The organism is Labrenzia sp. PHM005 (genome assembly GCF_006517275.1).
In the GTDB taxonomy this organism is placed as follows: Bacteria; Pseudomonadota; Alphaproteobacteria; order Rhizobiales; family Stappiaceae; genus Roseibium.
Genome location: NZ_CP041191.1, coordinates 4,280,084 through 4,301,361 on the forward strand (window position 1 = coordinate 4,280,084; position 21,278 = coordinate 4,301,361).

Here is a 21,278-nt window from a genome sequence, read left to right on the forward strand (position 1 = left end):
CTTCACCAGGTTTAAAAGGCTTTGCTCCATGATGGAGTTCCGCCAACGCTTCGATCAGGGATTTCTTAAGTGGCAGACACATCGGCAAAACTTCTGCGCGGCAGGCTTCTCAGCTTTTCGTCTGCTCCAAAAGGCCCGGACGACACCGATGCCTACCTTTACGAAGAAGACGGCGCACTTCTGATTTCAGATGGCAAGATCGTTGCCCGTGGCCCCTATGCAGACATCGCTGCCGGAACTCCCGGCGGAACAGAAGAGATCGACCACCGGCCGCATCTTCTGGTGCCAGGCTTTATCGACACGCATCTGCACTTCCCGCAAGTTCAAGTGATTGCGTCCTGGGCAGATCAGTTGCTCGACTGGCTCAACGACTACACTTTTCCGGCCGAACAGAAATTCGCGGACAAGGCCCATGGTGACCGCATCGCCAAGGGGTTTTACGACACCCTTTTGTCGAATGGCACAACGACTGCGGTTGCCTATTGTTCCAGCCACCCAAACTCGGTCGACGCCTATTTCGAAGAGGCGGACCGGCGCGGCATGCTCATGCTGGGCGGTAAAACGATGATGGACCGCAACGCACCGGAAGCCCTTTGCGATACCGCAGATAGCGCCTACTCCGACAGCAAAGCGTTGCTGGAAAAGTGGCATGGCGCAAGGCGCGCCCACTACGTCATCACACCGCGGTTTGCGATTACTTCGACACCGGAACAATTGGAAGCGGCTGGGGCGCTGTTAAAGGAATATCCGGACTGCCACCTTCAGACCCACATCAACGAAAATCACAACGAGATCGCCTTCACCAAAGAGCTCTTTCCCGATGCTGCGGATTATCTCGGGGTCTATGAGGATTTCGGTTTGTTGGGCGGAAAGACCCTGCTCGGTCACTGCATTCATATGAATGACCGGGAATTGGGCGTGATGCGTGAAACCGGTTCCGTGGCTGTGTTTTGCCCCACCTCCAATCTCTTCTTGGGCAGTGGGCTGTTCGACAAGAAACGCACAGAAGGTGCGGGCATCAAGACTGCAATTGCGACCGACATTGGCGGCGGCACCAACTACTCCATGTTGCGCACGCTAGACGAAGGCTACAAGGTCCTGCAGCTGCAACGCCAGCGCCTGCATCCGCTAGAAACCTTCTATTGGACGACGCTCGGCAATGCCGAAGCGCTTTCATTATCTGACCGGATCGGATCATTGGACCCAGGCACGGACGCCGATATAGTCGTCCTCGACGCCAAAGCGACCCGGCCAATGGCTCTGCGCATGGAAACTGCCGAAACTCTGTCGGAAGAACTGTTTGTCCTGCAAACCCTCGGGGACGACCGGTCTGTGGTGGAGGCCTATGTGGCAGGCAAAGCCTCAAAACCGGTCTGATCCCTTTCCAAATTCTCTAATACAAACAAACCACACTGGGGGTCTTGCCTCTTGGGAAAGGACTTTGTCTAATACTCTGAAGGTTCTTGTTTTGGAGGGGCAACTGTGGACACGATCTCCGAAGGTATATTGCATGATCCCTTGCCGTTTTTCATTACGGCACCAGGGCAAACCGATGGTCTTTTTATCGCTGTCGGCATATTTCTCGTCTTGGTCATGGTTGGGTTTGGGGCGCTTTATTTCACGGTTCAGGCCTGGCCGGACCGGATGGCCTCCGGATTGGGTAAAACCCAGATACAATTTGTCGGATTGCTCGGCTTCATCTCGTTGATAACATTCAACAACGCCTTTTGGGTTGCTGCACTTCTTCTAGCGGCCATCCCGATTTCCCAGATTGTTCTACCCGTTAAGATAACCTCCCGTAGGCGCGGACGAACCGGCCAAAGAAGGACCGGATAATGCTGGAACTGATTTTCAGTGCCCTGATCACAATTGTTCCCGATTACCTTTATCGCCACTACAAACAGGGCAAACGGTTCGGCCATGAGATCAACCTGTTCACGGTCTGGTATGAACTGCGTTGGGGCATCACCTCTTGTGCGGTTTTAGCGATCACCTTGTTGACAGTGATCTTCTATTTCCATCCCACCACCACCAATGTGACCTCTCTCTTCCGCACAGTCTCGATCCTGAGTGACCGGCCTGGGCGGGTAGAAGAGGTTTACGTTTTAGACAATGAGTTCGTCCGCGCCGGAGAACCGATTTTCCGGCTCGACACTCAGCGCCAGCAAGCCGCCGCAGAAACCGCCCGCCGCCGGATTGCAGAGGTGGATGCAGCTGCTACAGTCGCGCAAGCGGAACTCGCAGCGGCGGAAGGCAACATCGTTTCGTCTGAAAGCCAGCTGAAACAGTCTCAAGATGAACTGACAAGGCGTCAGGACCTTGCTGGCAGAAACCAGAATGTGGTGAGCGAGCAAGAACTGGAACGCTTGCGGCTGACGGTTGACGGCCTGTCTGGCTCACTGGACGCAATTAAAGCTCAACGGGATGCAATTCAGGCCCGGCTACGAGTGTTGCTGCCGGCCCAACGGGCCAGCGCGGAGGCAGCTCTCACGCAGGCGGAAACCGAAATTGAGAAATCTACGGTTTATGCCGGTACCAACGGAACCGTCCGTCAGTTCAAGCTGAAACCGGGAGACCTGGTAAATCCGATCCTGCGGCCTGCTGGTATTCTTGTCCCTGAAGGATCGGGCCGCGGCCGGTTTCAGGCCGGTTTCGGCCAGATTTCAGCGCAAATCTTGCACCTCGGAACTATTGTTGAAATCACGTGTGCATCCAAACCGCTTGAAGTTATCCCAATGGCTGTCACGGAAATACAACGCGTCATCGCGGGCGGACAGCTACGGCCAACGGATCAACTCATCGACATTCAAGACCGAGCCCGGCCGGGCACGATCCTGACGGTTCTTGAGCCGATCTATGCCGGGCATGCGAATTATGTTCCACCTGGAAGCCGTTGTATTGGTGTCGCCTATTCGAACCACGACAAGGCGATCAAGGCGGGTGAGATATCCGGCTTCTCTGCCTTTCTCACCCGGATCGTGGATGGCATGGGGATCGCAAACGCCCTTGTTATCCGGATCCAGTCCCTCCTGCTGCCGGTTAAGGTGCTGGTTTTTCCAAACTAGAGCCTCCGAAAACTGTTCAGCTTTTGGCTAATCTGACGGCAGACTTCATCGGACCGTTAGTTGACGGAATATCTTGCTTCCGCGCCCAGCTTTGGACTGCCAGCGCACCGAGTGCCAGGACGCCAAATACTCCGCCAACGGTAACATAAACAGCGGAAAACCCTTGCGCTTGCAGCAAGGGCGTCAGAACAAACGGCGAGACGATCTGCCCTAAAAACAGGGATGTGGTCACCATTCCGGAAACCGTACCTCGGCGTGCGGCCGGTGCGATGTCCAGGGCCAATAGAAATAGTGAGGGCTGGACCAGCGCATAGCCGATGCCAATCAGGGCACAACCAGGCAGGATAAACGCCCAGGACGCCTGAACCGCCAAAGTGGCAAAACCAAATCCCATGATCAAAAATCCGGCAGCAAACGTCCGGGCCAGACCCAGGCGGTTGCGGATCTTTTGAAACCGGAGCGCCGTAAAGGCACCTGAAAGGGTCAAAGCTCCAAGGCCAAGCGCTGTACCTGTGGCGCTGTTATAGCCAGCGTACTCCAGATAGAATGGCAATTGGCTCGGCATCAGGAAGAACAGCATCACCGTGACCATCGACAAAGCCCCAGTTGAAAGCGCCGGCAGGCGCCACCTTTTGCTTTCTGCCGCCCGCTGGTCAGAGGACGATCCGTCTACCGGTTGCCCAAGATCCGGCAGCATTTTTCTCCGGTTTTGTTCCTGGCGGACAACCGGCCAAAGCAGCGGCAGCAACAGGATTGGCAGTGCATAGATCAGGAAAGGCAACCGCGGCGACAGGTCGGCCACCAACCCGGCACCGCCAATGAACAAAAACCCGCTGAAATTGATGGCAACCACCTGCCCGCCCATGAATGCACTCCGGCGCTCGCCCTCAAAGAGGTCACCGACCAGCGCCACTTGCGCTGTCATCGTGAATGCAAGGGCACCCCCCAATAGAAGCCGGCTCGCCATAATCGTATTCAGATCCGGAAGATAGGCTCCGGCGCTGCCGGACAAAGCGAACAGGGCAACGCCTGCCATTAACAGCCATCCCCGTCCAAACCGGTCTACGGCAAGACCGGCGAGCGGCGCGACCAAGACCACTGTCAAGGACGGCGCGGAGACCAAAAACCGGACCAGGTAAGCTGCGCCCGCCTCTGCAGAAAAACTGGCTTCCAAAGCAGGCAATGCCGGGCTGATGGTCGCATTTGCCATGATTTTTAGTGACGCGGTGAGAAGCAACGCCAAGGCGGCTGTATCCCGCCAGATCGATTGGTTTTGTGTTCTTTGCGACGGCTCCATTGTCAAAAACCTCTTGTCTAGAGACCGAATTGCTGCCAGCCTACAAACTCAAGTCGACTTGAGGTCAAGAGATGAAATTACTCGATATTTCAGAAGTTGCGCATCAATCCGGCGTCGCCGCGTCCGCTTTGCGCCACTATGAGGAAAAGGGTTTGATCCACTCGGTGGGCCGGCGCGGGCTGAAACGCTTGTTCGGCCCGGAAGTGCTTGACCAGCTGTCCATCATCCGCCTGGGCAAGCAGGCCGGATTTTCCCTGGAAGAAATCAAAGGCATGTTCGGTCCCGATGGCCGCCCGTCGCTGTCGCGCACCTTGCTGCTGAACAAAGCGGACGACCTGGATGATCAGATCACACGGCTGACTGCGCTCAGAGACATGATCCGCCACGTTGCGGACTGCACGGCCCCCCGGCACATCGACTGCCCGCGGTTTCAAAAACTCATTCGCGTCAGTGCACGAAAAAACGCACCGGTTTCAAACAAGTTCTAAAAATGAACTGTCTACTGCGGGCAGTTGCCCCCGGCTAACGCCGATCAAAAAACAAAATAAGCTGACGTGCCTGTCTCTGGAAAATGCCGGGTCCTTTTGGCGCGTCACCGCGCGTTTCAACTTCCCGGATAACGATACGCACCAACAAAACGGCTGCGACGCCAAACACAACGCCGCCAGCGGCCTGGCCGATCAAAACACCAGGAGCACCCAAATACGCCGCTCCGATCCACACCGGCAGGATGGTGCCAAGTGTGTGCCGGCCCCAGTTGAGCCAAGTCGAGTACAGTGGATGACCAAGATTGTTGAAACAGGCGTTTGCCACAAACAGTGCCCCATTGAAGAAGAACGCCAGGGCAAGCGGGCCGCAGAACAGGTAGATCAGATCCTTCGCCAGCCCTTGCGCCTCAAACAACGCAGAAATCGGTGCCCGCAGCACAAAGAGGACCAATGCAGCAAAGCCAACAACCAGGGCGGTAAAGAGCAGCGAATCCCGGAAAGTCGTGCGCACCCTGCCGAATTGTCCAGCACCGTAATTCTGGCCGACTATCGGACCAACGGCCCCCGACAAGGCAAAGATGGTGCCGAAGGCAAGCGGCGTCATGCGCGCGACAATCGCCATGCCGGCCACCGCTTCTTCGCCGTAATCCGCCATTGCCCGCGTAACAAACGCCTGCCCGACCGGAGTGGCCAGCTGGGTTAGGATTGCTGGAATGGAGATTGCGGCAATCGGTTTCAGATCTTCGGCAAACGCGGAGATTTTTGGCCAGACCAGCCCGCCGTGATGCCGGAAGATTGCAGCAATCGCGAAGTATCCCATGGAGATCCGGGCTGCGGCACTTGCCAGTGCGGCGCCCGTCAATTCCAGCTCAAAAGTGAAGATCAGCAGCGGATCGAGCACGGCATTGATGATGCCGCCGGTTACCGTGACCATCATCGCCCGCCGCGCATCGCCATGGGCGCGCAGGATTGCCCCGCCGGCCATCCCGAGCAGCAGAAACGGCAGCGTCGGCACCACAATCTGGAGATATTCAACAGCAAAATCTTTCGTCCGGCCTGTTGCGCCCAGCAATCCACTCAAGAAATCAAGCGACGTCCAAATCAAAATGGCAAACAGGCTGGAAAACAGGATCCCGGCGAGCAGTGCGTTGGAGGCACGTTGACGCCCTTGCCCCTTATCGCCCTCTCCGAGCGATTTGGCGACCAAGGCCCCGGCAGCAATCGCCACCCCAATGTTGAACGAGGTGGACAAAAACAGGATGGCGCCCGCATAACCGACCGCGGCGGCCAATTCTTCCTTGCCGAGCATCGAAATGAAAATCATGTCGATGAAATCAACGGCAAACACCGCCAACAGTCCGATGGAGGACGTGATCGACATCACCGTGACATGACGGAAGAGATTGCCTTCAAGAAACTTGGCTTGGGACATTTGCACAGTCGGTTGCGGGGAATCTCACAGTGTTCCCCCGCCCGCCTCTTGCCACGGGAAGCTGCTCAACTTCAACTTATCAATCGGAAAATGACCGGGAAATTGCGTCCATGGCCAGCCACCCAAGGACAATGTTGTCCTTGTCTGCACTCACTGGCAATGAGGAGTATTTCACGATCACCGTCCTGGTGGTCGGATTAATCCAAATGTGCTGACCGTTTACGCCGACAGCAAAAAAGGACCCGTGATCATCTTTTGTGACGTACCATTGGTTCCGGTAAAAACCGTTGGGCCAGGTTTCGGCGTAACTGGTCGGTTTCCAAGCAGAATTGTTTCCATTGAAACGGATGTCATCGATCCAACCGGATGAGACAATTTGCTGATCGTTGTAAAACCCGTCATCGAGGACCATCTGCGCAAAGCGGGCGAGATCTCTCAAAGTCAATACAAAGCCGCCATTTGCTGCGGCTGCACCTTTGTAATCCACTGTGATCTGACCATCATGATCTACGCCAAGTTTGGACCAGATCGCGTCACTGAAAAATTCCGCGAAGCGCTGGCCCGAAGCCCGTTCTATTAACCAGCCAAGGACATCCGTATTGATGGACGCATAATGGAATTGCTGTCCGTGCGGCCTCGACGGATTTTTCTCGATCGTTGTGGCAAAGGCGTAGACCCCTTCTTTTGCAAGCGGAGCTGTTTCGCCGCGCCAAGCCGTGGTGGCTTCATGAGCTACCACTTCCGCATCGGGATCCGCATAATCCTCACTGAAGACAATGGAGGTCGTCATATCGAGGACCTGGCGAACGGTGGTGTCCCCAAAACCCGGCGCGCCTGTCATTTCCGGAATATAGTCCGTGATCGCTGCCGTAGGGTCCAACCGGCCATCGTTGACAAGGATTCCTGCCAGAGTCCCGGTAACAGATTTTGATACCGACATCAGAAGATGCCGTGTACCAGGCGTCATGCCATTGAAATACTTTTCAAAAATAACATCGCCATCCTGCAAAACGATAAACCCGTCTGTGTAGGTGCGGACAAGCATTTCTGCGACTGTCAGTGTCTCATTGTCATGACCTTTGAATTCCAGGCCGGACAGATCGTCAAATGCTGTTTCAAGCGGAACTGCCGGACCTGAACCGCGGCTGATATTCGCCACATGTAGAAACTCACTGATATGCTGAAACGCCCAGCGATTGTCCGGACCTTTATCCCAGGCAGATATGTCGACAGTTCGCGAGGGCGGTGTACCCTTCATGATACCAAGTTCAGCCGCCGTTTTCGGACGGCCTTCTACCATCGTATCTTGGGCGTCCGCTTGCGGGAGACCGATACAACAAACAGATGCGAGAATGAGAGCCCTTTTGAAGTTCCAAATCGGATGTATCATTGCCGCTGCTCCAGACTTCAAAACAAAATGCCTGTCCATTCAATTCGAAAAAAATGCAATTGGCCAGCTAGATTCGCATTGATTCCGCAGCGTTATCTCTTTTTATCGTTCAAGGCTCCGTTTCGATTTCCATCTGATTTCATTTGCCGCTCAATACCAATCAATGCGGCGGCAGAGTGCAGGCTCAGCTTTCGCCCTCCGTCTGCCGGCAGGGGAAATAAAAGACTAGTCTTTGCGAATGAAGTGAAGGTCCTTGAACTCTGACCGGAACTCCTTGACCTCTTGTGCGAGCGATCCGAGGTCGTTCGTGGTCAGCGCCCGGGCGATCAATCCGGCAAGTTTTTCTGAATGATCTTTGTTTACTCCCCAGCGGACCAGTTCCGGCGTACCGATGCGAAGGCCGTTCATGTCCCCAGGCACGGGGTCAATCGGAAGCCCGATTCCGCAGGCCAGAAATCCGGCCTGGCGCAGCTTTTTGGACGCTGCCTGCCCGCCGCCAAATGGTGCAGCTTCAACTGCGAACTGATGCGACCCGGTAAAGCCCTTGTCCGCCCCGAATATTGTGAGCCCCGCCGCACTGAGGTCAGCCGCCAGCTGCTTGGAAAGGTCGATCATGGCTGTGGCGTAAGAATCTCCAAAGGCTTGCCAATCGAGCATGGTGATCGCCAGCGCTGCAGATTTGGCAGCGTCAAAATTCGCGGTCAAGCCCGGAAAGGCGATGGCATCCAGTTTCTCGGCCAGATCTGCCTCATTCGTGACAATCAGGCCGCCCGGAGGCCCGCCCAGGCTTTTGTAGGTGCTCATGGTCATTAGATGCGCGCCATCAGTGAGCGGGTTTGGCCAGGCTTTGCCGGCAATGATCCCGCATTGATGGGCGGCGTCGAACAGAACCTTCGCGCCGTGTTCATCTGCAATCTCACGGATTTCGCGAACCGGATGAGGAAACAGATTGAGGCTGCCGCCGATGGTGATCAGTTTCGGCTTTACCGTTCGTGCGAGCTCCCGAAGGCCATCAACATCAACGGTGTATCCATCCACGCTCACCGGCGCCTCGTAGATTTTAAGGCCATAGAGACCCGCACATCCCGCCTCATGATGCGTAACGTGACCACCAATTGACGCCGGCGGGACAATCACAGCATCCCCCGGCCGGCAGGTCGCCATGAAAGCATAAAGGTTACCTAACGCGCCGGACCCGACCCGGATTTCGACGTATTTGGCTTCAAACACGCCGGCGCAGAGTTCTGCACAGATCACTTCGATTTCTTCGATCGCCTCCAGGCCCATTTCATATTTATCGCCCGGATACCCAAGGGACGGGCGCGATCCCAATCCTGCGGCGAGCGCGGCCTCGGCCTTGGGGTTCATGACATTGGTGGCCGGATTGAGATTGAAACAGTCCCGCTCATGGATTTCGCGGTTTTGCGCGATCAGATCGTCGATCCGGGCCGCAGTGTCCTCAAGACTTGCCTGCGCGGTTTTTGCTGCCAGTTCTTGAATGTAGAGTTCGCATGCCTCCGGCACCCAGTCTCGTTTTTCCAATGCGGTCATACTCAATCTCCTGAACGGTTTCTCGAAAGAAACCAGAGCTGCCTGGTGCCCGCAAACGAGTTTTGCTATTTTGTAGCCCTAGTTTTTCTATGCCTATGGAAACATTATGCCGGTAGCGCCACCCCGTCCGAAAATGCCTCCACTGAATGCGTTAAGAGCCTTTGAGGCTGCAGCCCGGCTCAACAGTTTTGCAGCGGCTGCGGACGAGCTGTGCGTGACACCTGCCGCGGTGGCGCAGCAGATCAAATCTCTGGAAGAGTGGACCGGAAAAAAGCTGTTCAAACGGCACGCCAAAGGGGTTCACCTCACTCCTTTGGGCGCGAATGTCCTGCCCGGTTTCATGGCCGCCTTCGACGCGATGGCCGCCTCCGTTCAAACCTTGAGAAGCCTTGCCAATCCGCAGGACATCCGGATTGCGGCGACGCCAAGCATTGCACAGCTCTGGATTTCACCGCGCCTGCCATCTTTACGCACAGCCTTGCCGCAAATGTCCGTCTCCATCACAGCGATGGAAGCGCCCCCGAACCTTGCTCGCGAACCATTTGATCTGGCGATCTTTTTCCGACCCCAAGATTATATCGAGAACGATATTATCGCAGCTCCAGATATCATCTTCCCGGTGTGTGCGCCTGAAGTTGCGCAAGATCTGAAAGCGCCCGGCAGCCTCACGGCGCAGACCCTGCTCTTCGACACCACCTGGAAGTCCGACTGGGAAACCTGGCTGGATAAGGCAGCACCTGGCCAAAACCTTTTGAAAAGTGGTCCGGAGTATTCGCTCTATTCCCTCGCCCTGGAAGAGTGCAAAAACGGGGCTGGAATTTTGATCGGCCATGAAACGCTTGTGCGCCCGCTGCTGGAAAGCGGACAGCTCGTTGCACCATTTCAGACCGAAGTTACCTTGCCGTCTGCCCTGACTATCCGCTCCATGAAACCGTTTCAGGACGGAAGCCCATTGAAACAAGTCACCGATTTTCTGGTAGCCCTGACGCTGTAACCAAAACGAAAAGCGGCCGGAATAATCCCGCCGCCTTCGTGAAGTTCAGTTGTCGTTTTCGGATGAAAGATCAGATCATAGCGGTCGGTGCGTGGACATTGATCAGAACCGCGATGATGACAAGTTCGACGATAATCGGCGGAACCACGGACTTATCGAACCCATCTGCGACCAGACCAACAAACCGCCCGATAACAACCGCAGCCATCAGGAGCGCAACAGGAAGGAAGGCTTCCGTCTGACCGGTCGCAAGGCCAAAGGCGATGAGACCGAAGCTTGCCAGAAACAATCCGCCGGCAACCGAGCGAATTGTGCTTAATCCTGCAGTTCCGATCGGCTCGACGGAAAAGTTCTTGAGCATTTTGCTTGGAACAAACATGGATGTCATTCCAAGGCCGAACAGCATGATCGCGGCCAGAACGGTCATGATTTGAAGTGTAAATTCCATTGTACGTCTCCTAAACTTGAATGATCTGCGTCCGTTAAACCAGCTGGTGAACCGCCTGATTGGCGTTGTCTTGGAACTCTTCGTTGGCGAGCGCGGCAAACATCGGGAATTGATCGACGATCTTTCCGGTCGGCGAACCTTCTTTGCTGGCGTAAAAACCACCGCTTTTGAATTTCGTGTTGGTCAGAACATCGACGTAGCGTTTGGCGCCGGTTTCCACGCTGTGCATCATGCCGAAGAGTGGCATCAGGACTCCGCCAATGTGCTTGAACATCAGCTTTTTTAGGAACGGCATGTCGTCAAACCCGTTGGTGCCGGTGGTGCCGCCCGGGCTGACAGTCACAAAACGCAGATACGGGTTCTTACGGGCCATCGATGACATCCAGAGCGCCGCCGTCAGTTTAACGCTGGCGTAAGCGTCCATCGGATCGCTCTTTGCAGTGAATGTCCGGCCGACGGCAATGTTCAAGAACTCGTTGACCGACGCATCTTTGAGCGCCGGACGGGCAACTCCCATTTTCGGAATGCCGCGGGCGGCTTCCGACCCGGCATAAAGCACGGTCGACGTGATCAGCTGCCGGTTCAGCATTTCGTCGATCAGGACAACATGCCCCTGCACGTTGACCGCATAGATGTTCATGACGCCCTGCGGCGTCAGTGCAGTCGGGTGCCGTCCACCGGTGCCACCAGCATTCAGGATCACCGCGTCGACCGGTGCTTTCATGTTGGAAACCGCCGTCCGCACAGATCCTGGATCCATCACGTCGAGCAGAACAATTTCAAAAATATTGCGTCCGGTATCGGCAACCAAAGCGGTCAAGGCGGCTTCGGCTTTTTCACGGCTGCGGCACCCCAGATAGACTTTTTCAATTGTACTGGTCAGCGCCAGCTGGCGGGCGCACTCACGGCCAAGGCCGGCATTGGCTCCAGTGATCAGGACTGATTTGATGTTTTCCATTTCGAAAACTCCTTCCATTCGTTTCGTCTGACTGGAAGGTAAGGTGTTTGATTATTGCGCTGTAGATAGGTAAATTCAGACAAGGTGTTTCAATAATGAACCAGAGAAAATGGCCATGCCAACTCCGGAAAGTTACTCCCTCGATTGGGATGACCTGAAGTATTTTCTTGCCGTTGCCCGCAGCGGGACCCTCCGCGGCGGCGCAACTGCGCTGAAGGTCAACCACACGACCTTGTCACGGCACCTGGCAGTTCTGGAGGACCGTGTCGGCAGCCGCCTGTTCGACCGGTCAAAAGCCGGCTTGGCGCTGACGCAGCTGGGCGAAGACCTGATGCCCCATGCGGAGCGGATTGAGGAGGAAATGGCGGCGGCCTCCCGCGTCATCATCGGACGAGACACCCAGCCGAGTGGAACCATCCATATCAGCCTGCCGCATGGCTTTGCGATGACATCCATTATGGATGATTTCACCGCTTTCGCCGACGCTTATCCCGATATTGATCTGAACCTGCAGTTCAGCAATCAGGTGGCCGATCTAACCCGCCGCGAGGCTGACATCAGCTTCCGGATCGCCAGTGAGGTTACCGACGATGTGGTCGGCCGGCGTCTCGTCGACATGTCCCAAGCCGCCTATTGTTCCAGAGACTATGCCAACAGGGTTCGCGACAATGAGGGCGAAGGGTTGGAATTCATCGGCTGGCATGAACCCTTGGGCGACACGACGGCACCGTGGATCCTAAAAAGCTGGTATCCAAAGGCCACACTCCGGCACCGGGTCTCCGAGCTCGTGCCGCTGATAACCCTCGCCGCCTCCGGCCTCGGCATGGCTTATCTGGCATGCAATCTTGGCGACCGCCATCCAGACCTGATCCGCGCACCTTTCCAGAAGCCGTTGCCCTACCGCAGCATCTGGCTGCTGCTCCATAGGGATCTGAAAAACACGGCGCGCGTCCGCCTGTTTGTGGATTTCCTGGCCGGACGCATCACCGCCCGGCGCAATGAATTCTGGGTCTCTGGAACGGCGTCAATCTAAAGCGCAATCCGTCCGCGAAGGCCGAATATGGCCAGGTTCTCTTGGTCCGGATTGAGTGCCGGGTTGGCGATCAGCTGCAAGCTTGGCGTAATTGCAAGGTGCGGCGAAACTATAAATCTATAAAAGATCTCAGCTGTGTACTGATCCTCGTCAAAGGCATCTCCCGGATCGGACCAGTTCAGACCAATTCCGAAAAGATCCGTTTCGCGCGTATAAAGCCCAAGCCCCGCCGAAATTGTTTTCTTGTAAAGTGCGGCTTTTCCTTGAGAAATGCCCGCACGCAGGAACGGCATCCATCGATTGTCGAAGAACCAGGCCGCTGATCCGGAAATTCCCCAATCGTCCTTGCGAGACCCGTCGTCGGCCCCGTCGCTCTGCCACACGGTCAGGTGGATGTTGTCGAAATATATCCGGTCTTGGCCACTCATGAAGCCGAGTTCAAAACTCTTGAAGGTTTCACGCTTGTTGAAGACATTTAGATTTGGTTGGGTGGGATCACCATTTGCGTCCGCAACACTGGCGATCGCATAGATGTTTTTATGCAAACGGACACCGCCAGCAATTCCGAGGCCTTGGTTCGGCGCGTTGATCGTCGGATTGGTATTGAAAGCCAAGTTTTGAAAGGCCGTATATGGGCTGACGAGGCCATAGACATCAACGAAATCCGTTACATCGAGTTGCCCAGCCTGCAAAACCCAGGCCCCACCTTCCGCCCGCTGTGTCCAAAAAAGATTTGTGAGGGCCAGCTGGATGTCGTTGAATGCCGTGCCGGTGATTGATTGCGCGCCGCTGTCAAACCCAAAAAACTGCGGCGCGACAGAGGTGTAGGCCGTGCGATGTTCTAGCTTGGCCGTCAATCCTCCATTTTCAAACGCTTGCCATGTTCCATATATCCGGGCCATCCCGCCTACTGCGTGGCCCTGGCCGATATTTGAGTTCGACCACTGTCCTAAACTGAGATAGTCGATCTTGAAATCAATGTTTGCATTTGTTTTCAGTGTTTCCTTGAACGCAAACCAATGCGGCAGAAGTGGTTCTGGGAACCGGGATCGGAATTGCGGGTCGGTCAGTCCATCACCGTCAGAAAGATCCGATTGTACAGAGCTCGGTCCACCGAGACCTCCGCTGCCGTGATCCTGGGCCTGCGCCGAACCGAACACCAGGACAAGAAAGCCTACGCAGAGCCGTCTTGTGAGCGCCGGATGTCTGCCGCCGACGTTCAAGGGCGGCTCGTTCCGGCTTGGCGCCCTTGCCAATGAGGTCTCAAGGGCCACGGCTTACGTTCACTTGCATTTATGTTTGGGGATACCGTTACATCGATGCTGGCGACTTCGAGCCGGAATGTAGACGCCATGGAGACGGGTCCGTCAACAACACGAATGGTTCTCTGGCTGGGCGCGATTTCAAGTCTGCCGCTGACTTTAATCGGCTCATAAATGAACCGCGGATACCAGGCGTCTTCAAACACCAATCGAAGTAGTCGATTTGGCGGAGGCGGCGGCATGTGACTGCACATACCGCGCACTTCGACCAAATAGGCGGTGGATCTGCCTTCGGCATCTTGTGGAGCTGGGATTACAAATCCAGAGAAGGTGACCTCCCTCCCGTCCAAATCCGGATTGCCTGCCGTCGCAGCAAGCTTCCTTCGCTCGGCGACAACCCACCGCTGCTTAATCAGCCAATCGGGGTCACGACCGGACGTCTCCCAACTCTTAAGTAAATCAGTAAGCCGCGTCTTCAGGTCGTTGTGCACGTTGCCCGGTGCAGCCTCGCTTTTCAAGCGTGCTCGTAGTTGCGCGATTGTCCGTAAACTGTCGATCTGATCGTATGTGAGATCCCGATAAGGATCTTCATACTCCTGCACTTTCGCGTCAGGCAGATCACTCCAAGAGACTTCAGATGCCCAAGAAACACTTGCCGTTACCCAGAGACCGGCTGCTGCTCCGAGCAACACGCCAACAACAACCTTTCCTGCTATTTTTTTCATGACGACGATCCGTCCCGCAACGCTCAGCATCAGTTCAGCGTGTTCTTGAAGATCTTTCCGTCCTTCATGATCAGACGGATAGTTTCCGGGCTTTCCGGGCGCGGGTCAGCGCCAAACCATGTGTCACCTGTGCCGACAACCGAAAAATCCTCTAGAGGATTGCCGTCGATCAGGAGAATGTCAGCGTAGGCGCCTTCCTCAATCACACCGAGCTTGCCCGCCGGATAGGGATTCATGAAGTCGCCAGACAATTTGGCTATTTCACCACCGATCGAAGTCAACGTAACCATCGACTGGTAGGCGCCGAAGAACTCACCATTCAGGTGCTTCTCATAGGCAACCTGGATGTTGCAGGCCTCGACCGAGCCAACGCAGTCCGTCTGAAACCCCCGCTTCACTGGACACTTCTTCATGTTCGGAATGTAATTCTCGAAGGTTGCCGATGCCGAAATGGCCTTGGCCAGGCTCGAGGGTTGGTTCTTGACGGCTGGAATATCGAGAAGGCCCGGGTCAAAAGCAGTCAAGTTCGTGGTGATATAAGCCCCCTTCTCCGTCATGATTTCAGCGATTTCGCAATCGAACGAAAAACCATGCTCGATGGTCTTCACACCGGCATGCAGAGCATTCAAAATCGCTTCCTTGCGGTAGGAATGCGCCATCACGTAACTGCCGTATTCATTGGCGACTTGGACCGCGGCCTCGATTTCTTCCTTCGAACCAGCGAGCAGCTGCCACGGGTCAAAAGCCGAAACGACGCCGCCGGACTGCATGAATTTCAGTTGGGTCGCCCCCATCCGGAAGTTATTGCGCCCGTACCTGTAAACATCATCCACGCCACTGACTTCTTGCGACATGTTGAGACGGCTGAAGTTGGTCTCGATGCCTGGAGGGGCCGTAAAATTGGCGAAATCGGCGTGGCCACCACGGGTGCTTAAAAAGGCACCTGAAGGGTAGTAGCGCGGCCCAGGAATCTGACCGGCATCGATCGCCCGGCGTAAACCTCCATTGGCACCCCCGGCGTCACGTACTGTGGTGAAACCTTGCATCAGGTACATCTCTGCCATCCGCGTGGCATGGATGCCAAAGTCCTCCCACGTCACACCGGATTCCATCGCGCTCAAACTGGGACCCATAAGCATCAAGTGCGCATGGTTCTCGATAAAGCCCGGCGTCAGCGTGCGTCCGCCACCGTCGATAACCGTGGCATCCGGCGCTTCAATCACACCAGTCGACACAGTCTTGATCAAGTTGCCTTCTACCAGCACACTTGCGTTTTCGATCCGCTGCTCGTTCACACCGTCAAAGACGTGGATATTGGTGAACAAGGTCTGCTGGGGTGCAGCTGGTTCTTGGGCATGTGCAGCACTCGACACCGCAAAAGTTACAGCTCCGAATATCAGACTCTTCAATCGCATTTGTGTCCCCCGTTTCAATCCAGCTGAGCATATCTTTTATTACGCCCAGATCTGGACAAACGGATCAGTTCCAACAGCACAGAAGTATTGTTCACCGGGAGGACAAAGAAGGTTTGCCAGGAACCACCAGTCTTTTTGGCGGTTCCTGGCACTCTTTTCCACTGCGACTATCCGCAGCAACCGCCGCCTGCGGCGGCTTCAATTGTTGCGACCGGCTCATCTTCCGGCGCGCCGCGGCCGAGCCAGGTGCGTTCGTTTAAGTAAAACTTGGAAAACTCCGGTCCAAAGTCCGGGGACACAGAGCGGTCTGCAAGGCCGGTCTTAAGGACTGCATTCTGCCAGGCTTTCACCTTGGGAAAGCCATCCAGCATGTCAAAGCCGCTGTGCTCTTCAACAAGGGCAGATCTGTGAAGTAAGGGCAACCAGGCGATATCGACATTGCCGATGGTTTTGCCGGAAAAGAATGGCCCCTCCTGGATCTGGGCTTCTGCGCGGGCATAGGCTTTTTTGAGCTTTTCGTTCCGCGTTTCAAAGGTATCGCGGGAAGCGCTCTGCATGGTGCTGCATTGAACCAGGTGGTGTTTGGAGGCCTGATAGCTCCAGGCCCTGTTCAGTGCCCGGTCTTCCGGTGTCAAACCGTCCTGCAGCGGCGGCGTGGTTTCATCGATGTACTCAACAATCGCATCGCTCTCGAAAAGCGGCTGACCATTTTCAGTGATCAGCATCGGCACTTGGCCCGTCGGCGACAGGTCCAAAAACCACTGCGGTTTGTCCTTCAAACTGATGTAATCTATTTCATAAGGGATGTTCTTGGCTTCCAACAACCCGGTTACACGCTGCACGAACGGGCAGATTTTGAAGCTCACAAGTCTTATCATCTGTCTTTCCTGTTTTCATGGATCTACAGGTAAGACGGCGCAGCTCAGGAAAAGACGAAAAGAAGTTGCTCCCTGCTCAACAATTTTTGCAAGAACCGCCCTTCGGGCTGTAATCGGCAATATTGCCATTTGCATCCAGTGACATCCGGCAGCAGTCCTCAAACAGCCCGCGCAGGGATGACCGCGCTGTTTGAACCCGCGATTTCAGCGTCGAATAGCCAAGACCGTGTTCAGCGGCATAGGCCTTTTGCGGCTGGCCGTTCAGATCGATCGCGGTCAGGAGCTGGGCCGTCTCTTCGGGCAGAGCGGCAATAAACGGCCTGATACATCCCTCCAATTGCTGACGGACGGTTGTTTCATCCTTGTCATACCAGAGATCCTCGGCCGCCAGATCCTTGCCCCGTCCGTCCCTGCGATAGTGATCGACAATGGCGTTCTGGGCTGTTTGATAGAGCCAGGATTGAAGTTTGGATTCGTGCTTGAGCGATTTGAGGCCGGCAAATACCTTGATGGAAATCTCCTGCAGGAGATCATCCACATCCGCCGGGTTTGACACACGGGAATGCAAAAAGGCCTTTAGCTGCCCGCGGTATCCATTCCAAACATCTTCAAGGGTCATCATCACTCTCCAGCCAAAAGGATTGGGGCTTGTCCGGACAAAGTTCAATCCCTTAGGACGGAAACCAGCAGCAAAATACCCATCTTTCGTTTACGTAAAAATCATCTTGCTTGATGCATTTTTAATTCGTATATGAACTATAAATAATCCATATACGAACTAAATAAATGTCCAAAAAACTCCGCGTATTCTACCATCTGCAGGTCGCCTATACCGCGCTTTTCCGGGCCGCGGATCACCGTGCGCGCCAGAACACCGGTCTGACGATCACCCAGATCGCTGTTCTGTTTTTGCTCAATGAAAAGGATGGCCAGCCTGTTTCCGAAATTGCTGCCCGGCTCTCTATGGGTAAATCGAGCCTGACTGGATTGATCGACCGATTATGGGAAAAACGCCTTGTTCGACGCAGCCCCTGCCCGAAAGACGGCCGGGTCACGCTGGTGTTTTTGGAAGACGCCGGCCGGGAGGCTGCAAAAGACGCGGGTCACCACACACGTCACTATAACGCTGCCTTGCTGGCCCCCTTCACCGATACGGAACAAGAGGTGATCGGGCGCTTCCTCAAACACATTGCTGAAAACGCAGACACCATCATCAACGGGCAAGACACCGAATCTTCCGGGACATCAAACGTTAAGGAGACTTTCGGGAATGCCTGACGTTCAAAGCAAACCCATTACTTTTTCAGCTTCCGACGGCTGGCCCTTGGCCGGAGACCTTTTCATTGGGCCTGCACCTCGGATCGCGGTCATGATTTCCGCAGGCACAGGCTTTCCCCGCAGGTTTTACCGGCATTTGGCGGGCTATCTGGCCAACCAGGGCGCTGTCGTCCTGACCTATGATTATCGGGGTATCGGCGATTCCGTAAATGGGCCACTGAAAGGGTCTTCAATTGAACTGCCGGACTGGGGCCGCCACGACATGACCGCCGGGATCGAAACACTGGAAAGAGCAGCGCCCGGCCTACCAATCACGCATATTGGCCATAGTGTCGGCGGGCATTTTCTCGGCCTGATGCCAAACCACCACAAGATCGCCCGCAACGCTTTCCTAGCTGTGAGTTCGGGATATTTTGGCCACCACGCACTGCGCAACCGGCCGCTCGAACTGTTTTTCTGGTGGGGCCTTGGGTCTTACTCGCTAATGCGCCATGGCTACATCAAACCAGTGGGCGGCTGGCGCGGCGAAGCCCTGCCGCCGCGTGTCTTCAAAACTTGGCGGAAATGGAGCCATCGCCAGAAATACTTCCTGCCGGATCTCTGTGCCGCTTTAGCACCCCAGCATTATGAAGCCGTCCGCTCACCAATCCGGTCTTGGGTGTTCAGCGATGACCCGATTGCGACTCCGAAAGCCAATGAAGTCTTGTTGGAAGCCTATCCGAATGCCCCGAAATCCCTGACCGTCACCTCCCCTCAAGACCTCAATGTCAAACGCATTGGTCACGAAGGCGCCTTTAAACCAGAGTGTGCACCTCTTTGGTCAGAAGTCTATGAGTGGCTAGCGGATCGTACGAAAAAAGGCGGCGCTTCTGCATAACCATCGCCGCACGAGCTGGCTGTCAACCGGAGACACATTCTTCCCGGTTTCCGACCCTATCGCGTAGCGTATTGCCGGATCATATGGCCGCCGTCAACATCCAGAACATGCCCGGTCGTGAAAGTGTTCGTCATCAAAAAAACTGCAGCTCCCGCAGCTTCTCTCCACGCTTTCCCACATGCCCTGATTTCGCCGGATGGCGGTGGGTTCATTGGAGCCGCAGATCGTGTTCTCGAAAAAACCGGCCACAGGCGCCGCGTTGCGATCTCGTTGCCGAGTTTTCTGCTTGCGCCACACTCGTGCCAAGTTCCGACGCGCTGCGCATGATGCCAAACCGTCTCGCCCACCTTTACAGCAGCGATGTGGTCTGCAATCCGCCGCGCTTCCCGACACCCAGGTTTGACGTCCACCTGCTCTGGCACCCGTGCCGCCAAAACAACCCTGCGCATAAATTGCTTCGAGCGAAGGTTCGGCGCTTAACGCTAAGCTTTTGAGAAAGCACTTTCGTTTCGCTGAGTGAACCAGCACATCGTGCGCTTAAGTCCGGTCTTCTGAACCAAAGTCAGTCAAATACTCAAAATGTAAGCGCTTGCATTTTGATGAAAGCGCTTACATACTACTTTTGCGCGATACATTAGCGGTGCGCAATTGAATTGTTTCTACCTCTGAGTGCACTCGTGACCGTATCGCGCTCCTGATAGGAGGACATGGAATGACTACGACAACGACTCAAACCATCGGAAACAGGAATTTCAACACGTCCGGCAACTCACCATTTGGATTTGTGAATGGTAAGTGGACCGCCACGGACACTTCGGACGGGTACCTTGGAAACTACGGAGCAAATGAAGACGTCACGAAAACCGTAACAGTCCCTAACGGGACCAGCGAGCTCTCGCTGAAATTCGATTTCCTGGAAGTCGACTCCTGGGACAACGAACATCTTTATGTCGACATAAACGGGGTGACAGTCGACCTCGGTGCATTCCATGTTTATACAACGGAAGGGACACACGGCTGGCAGACCGCCGACGATAACATCACCTATCGCAAAACTGCCGCTAGCAGCGCGTCGGATTTCACCAATGCGGGTTGGGTCGATCAGCGCCATACCTACGAAATCGAATTACCAGGCAGCGTTGTCACGGATGGACAGTTGACAATCAAGTGGCATTCGTCATTGAACCAAGCATCCAACGACGAAGCCTTCGGCATCGATAACTTCCTACTAACTGCAACGATTTTGCAGGCCGATTCCAATGACTACAGTGATGCTCGTTCCGCAATCCAAGAAATCGATATGTTTTCAATTGGGAGCCAGCAACTAGGCTCTCTCTATGACACGTTTGCAACCCGTCTCGAGTTGATGAAGGACGGCGCATTCGACCTCGGCGAAGAAATGGGATTGGATCTCGGCAATCTGTCAAATAGCCAAGTATTGCAACTGGAAACCGACGCGACAGCCGCACTGAACACCTGGTCTGCTGCCAATAACGGGTTTGACGAATGGGGCGAATTGTTGTGGCAGGAAATGTATGACCAGTACGGCGTCATTAATGGCAACGATGGTGTCGATCTAATGAGAGGTTTAAGTATCTTAACAGCGACAGCCGGCTTTCTAACTGGCGGGCTGACCGGTGCTGGAGCTCTCGGCATCGCAACGACGTCGCTGAATGTTTTTGCAGCTTTCGTTGAAGAAACAGGGGAACACTACCCGTCGACACCTATCCCGCTACAAACGTTTACGATGGATGAGGCCCTTGAAAGCCTCTATTCAGAACTGACTGCCCGCAATTTCAATTCTGATGCCGCGACACTAAAAACTGCTGCAGATACCGCTGCGCAGGAGATGGTCGACTTCATGACCAATTCCCAGCTCGCTAATTATGTTGGAGAGATGATGGCAGGCGGCGTGAACCGGCTATCCTATAAATCAAAAATGGAAGCCCTGGGCTTCAGTGTTGAATCGGGATACCACCGCGCGGATATCGGACCCGGCGGCCCAATTGGCGACAGCTACTCCTGGATGCGGATCGAGGACGGTTCTGCCGACATCATCGGTGTTGATTCAATCTACTTTCGGTACAACGGCAGCAGCGGTGCAGGCTTTAACTACGATATCGACTTCACCTGACAACGCCTCCAAAAAAAAACCCGCCGGATCGCTCCGGCGGGTTTTTCGAATTT

General features: G+C 55.0%; 20 protein-coding genes. 9 read left to right on the forward strand and 11 right to left on the reverse strand.

Features of this window, described 5'->3' with window-relative positions; translation table 11 throughout:
- Positions 1-69: 69 nt before the first annotated feature.
- From guaD to FJ695_RS19345, 3 genes are all read left to right on the forward strand, one after another.
- On the forward strand, positions 70-1,377 hold the full coding sequence (gene guaD / locus FJ695_RS19335) for a guanine deaminase (RefSeq protein WP_141186962.1): 1,308 nt from the start codon (positions 70-72) through the stop codon (positions 1,375-1,377).
- A gap of 105 nt (positions 1,378-1,482) precedes the next feature.
- Positions 1,483-1,836 carry a hypothetical protein gene (locus FJ695_RS19340; protein ID WP_141186963.1) on the forward strand — a complete coding sequence of 118 codons (354 nt, stop codon included), beginning with the start codon at positions 1,483-1,485 and terminating at the stop codon, positions 1,834-1,836.
- Complete coding sequence (locus FJ695_RS19345; protein ID WP_141186964.1) at positions 1,836-3,065, forward strand: HlyD family secretion protein; 1,230 nt, start codon at positions 1,836-1,838, stop codon at positions 3,063-3,065. The genes FJ695_RS19340 and FJ695_RS19345 overlap by 1 nt, the downstream gene beginning before the upstream one ends.
- A gap of 16 nt (positions 3,066-3,081) precedes the next feature.
- Here the strand turns inward: FJ695_RS19345 and FJ695_RS19350 are convergent, their stop codons facing one another.
- On the reverse strand, positions 3,082-4,362 hold the full coding sequence (locus tag FJ695_RS19350) for an MFS transporter (protein ID WP_141186965.1): 1,281 nt from the start codon (positions 4,360-4,362) through the stop codon (positions 3,082-3,084).
- A gap of 71 nt (positions 4,363-4,433) precedes the next feature.
- Between FJ695_RS19350 and FJ695_RS19355 the strand changes: the two genes are divergently transcribed.
- A complete protein-coding gene (locus FJ695_RS19355; protein WP_141186966.1) occupies positions 4,434-4,850 on the forward strand; it encodes a helix-turn-helix domain-containing protein in 417 nt (138 codons plus the stop codon).
- 34 nt (positions 4,851-4,884) lie between these two features.
- On the opposite strand, the gene FJ695_RS19360 is transcribed toward FJ695_RS19355, so the two are convergent.
- The 3 genes from FJ695_RS19360 to glyA all read right to left on the reverse strand — a co-directional run bounded on the left by FJ695_RS19360 (position 4,885) and on the right by glyA (position 9,223).
- Positions 4,885-6,282 carry an MATE family efflux transporter gene (locus tag FJ695_RS19360; protein WP_209010730.1) on the reverse strand — a complete coding sequence of 466 codons (1,398 nt, stop codon included), beginning with the start codon at positions 6,280-6,282 and terminating at the stop codon, positions 4,885-4,887.
- A gap of 79 nt (positions 6,283-6,361) precedes the next feature.
- Positions 6,362-7,672 (reverse strand): serine hydrolase, encoded by a 1,311-nt coding sequence (locus tag FJ695_RS19365; RefSeq protein ID WP_168206426.1) that lies wholly within the window; start codon positions 7,670-7,672, stop codon positions 6,362-6,364.
- Between the two features lie 225 nt (positions 7,673-7,897).
- Positions 7,898-9,223 carry a serine hydroxymethyltransferase gene (glyA, locus tag FJ695_RS19370; RefSeq protein WP_141186969.1) on the reverse strand — a complete coding sequence of 442 codons (1,326 nt, stop codon included), beginning with the start codon at positions 9,221-9,223 and terminating at the stop codon, positions 7,898-7,900.
- 106 nt (positions 9,224-9,329) lie between these two features.
- On the opposite strand from glyA, the gene FJ695_RS19375 reads away from it, so the two are divergent.
- Positions 9,330-10,217, forward strand: a complete 888-nt coding sequence (locus tag FJ695_RS19375; protein ID WP_247653684.1) for a LysR family transcriptional regulator — start codon at positions 9,330-9,332, stop codon at positions 10,215-10,217.
- A 70-nt stretch (positions 10,218-10,287) separates the two neighbouring features.
- On the opposite strand, the gene FJ695_RS19380 is transcribed toward FJ695_RS19375, so the two are convergent.
- The gene (locus tag FJ695_RS19380) at positions 10,288-10,665 is read right to left on the reverse strand and encodes a DUF4345 family protein (RefSeq protein ID WP_141186970.1); all 378 of its coding nucleotides are present in this window, start codon (positions 10,663-10,665) and stop codon (positions 10,288-10,290) included.
- A gap of 34 nt (positions 10,666-10,699) precedes the next feature.
- Positions 10,700-11,623, reverse strand: a complete 924-nt coding sequence (locus FJ695_RS19385) for an SDR family NAD(P)-dependent oxidoreductase (RefSeq protein ID WP_141186971.1) — start codon at positions 11,621-11,623, stop codon at positions 10,700-10,702.
- 115 nt (positions 11,624-11,738) lie between these two features.
- On the opposite strand from FJ695_RS19385, the gene FJ695_RS19390 reads away from it, so the two are divergent.
- The gene (locus tag FJ695_RS19390) at positions 11,739-12,656 is read left to right on the forward strand and encodes a LysR family transcriptional regulator (RefSeq protein WP_141186972.1); all 918 of its coding nucleotides are present in this window, start codon (positions 11,739-11,741) and stop codon (positions 12,654-12,656) included.
- On the opposite strand, the gene FJ695_RS19395 is transcribed toward FJ695_RS19390, so the two are convergent.
- From FJ695_RS19395 to sigZ, 5 genes are all read right to left on the reverse strand, one after another.
- Positions 12,653-13,930: a carbohydrate porin gene (locus FJ695_RS19395; protein WP_209010731.1), complete on the reverse strand. Its 1,278-nt coding sequence runs from the start codon at positions 13,928-13,930 to the stop codon at positions 12,653-12,655. The two genes, FJ695_RS19390 and FJ695_RS19395, sit on opposite strands and share 4 nt — an antisense overlap.
- Complete coding sequence (locus FJ695_RS19400) at positions 13,876-14,643, reverse strand: DUF3299 domain-containing protein (protein ID WP_168206427.1); 768 nt, start codon at positions 14,641-14,643, stop codon at positions 13,876-13,878. Before FJ695_RS19400 ends, FJ695_RS19395 begins: the two co-directional genes overlap by 55 nt.
- 29 nt (positions 14,644-14,672) lie before the next feature.
- Positions 14,673-16,058, reverse strand: coding sequence for an amidohydrolase family protein (locus tag FJ695_RS19405; RefSeq protein ID WP_141186974.1), 1,386 nt, complete (start codon positions 16,056-16,058; stop codon positions 14,673-14,675).
- Between the two features lie 167 nt (positions 16,059-16,225).
- Positions 16,226-16,936 (reverse strand): glutathione S-transferase family protein, encoded by a 711-nt coding sequence (locus FJ695_RS19410; RefSeq protein WP_141186975.1) that lies wholly within the window; start codon positions 16,934-16,936, stop codon positions 16,226-16,228.
- Between the two features lie 76 nt (positions 16,937-17,012).
- Complete coding sequence (sigZ, locus tag FJ695_RS19415; RefSeq protein ID WP_209010732.1) at positions 17,013-17,558, reverse strand: RNA polymerase sigma factor SigZ; 546 nt, start codon at positions 17,556-17,558, stop codon at positions 17,013-17,015.
- Positions 17,559-17,722: 164 nt separating this feature from the next.
- Here sigZ and FJ695_RS19420 point away from each other — a divergent pair, with 164 nt between their 5' ends.
- From FJ695_RS19420 to FJ695_RS19430, 3 genes are all read left to right on the forward strand, one after another.
- On the forward strand, positions 17,723-18,214 hold the full coding sequence (locus FJ695_RS19420; protein ID WP_141186976.1) for a MarR family winged helix-turn-helix transcriptional regulator: 492 nt from the start codon (positions 17,723-17,725) through the stop codon (positions 18,212-18,214).
- Positions 18,207-19,091, forward strand: a complete 885-nt coding sequence (locus tag FJ695_RS19425) for a serine aminopeptidase domain-containing protein (RefSeq protein ID WP_141186977.1) — start codon at positions 18,207-18,209, stop codon at positions 19,089-19,091. Before FJ695_RS19420 ends, FJ695_RS19425 begins: the two co-directional genes overlap by 8 nt.
- Before the next feature lie 712 nt (positions 19,092-19,803).
- Positions 19,804-21,225 (forward strand): hypothetical protein, encoded by a 1,422-nt coding sequence (locus FJ695_RS19430; protein ID WP_141186978.1) that lies wholly within the window; start codon positions 19,804-19,806, stop codon positions 21,223-21,225.
- Positions 21,226-21,278: the final 53 nt, after the last annotated feature.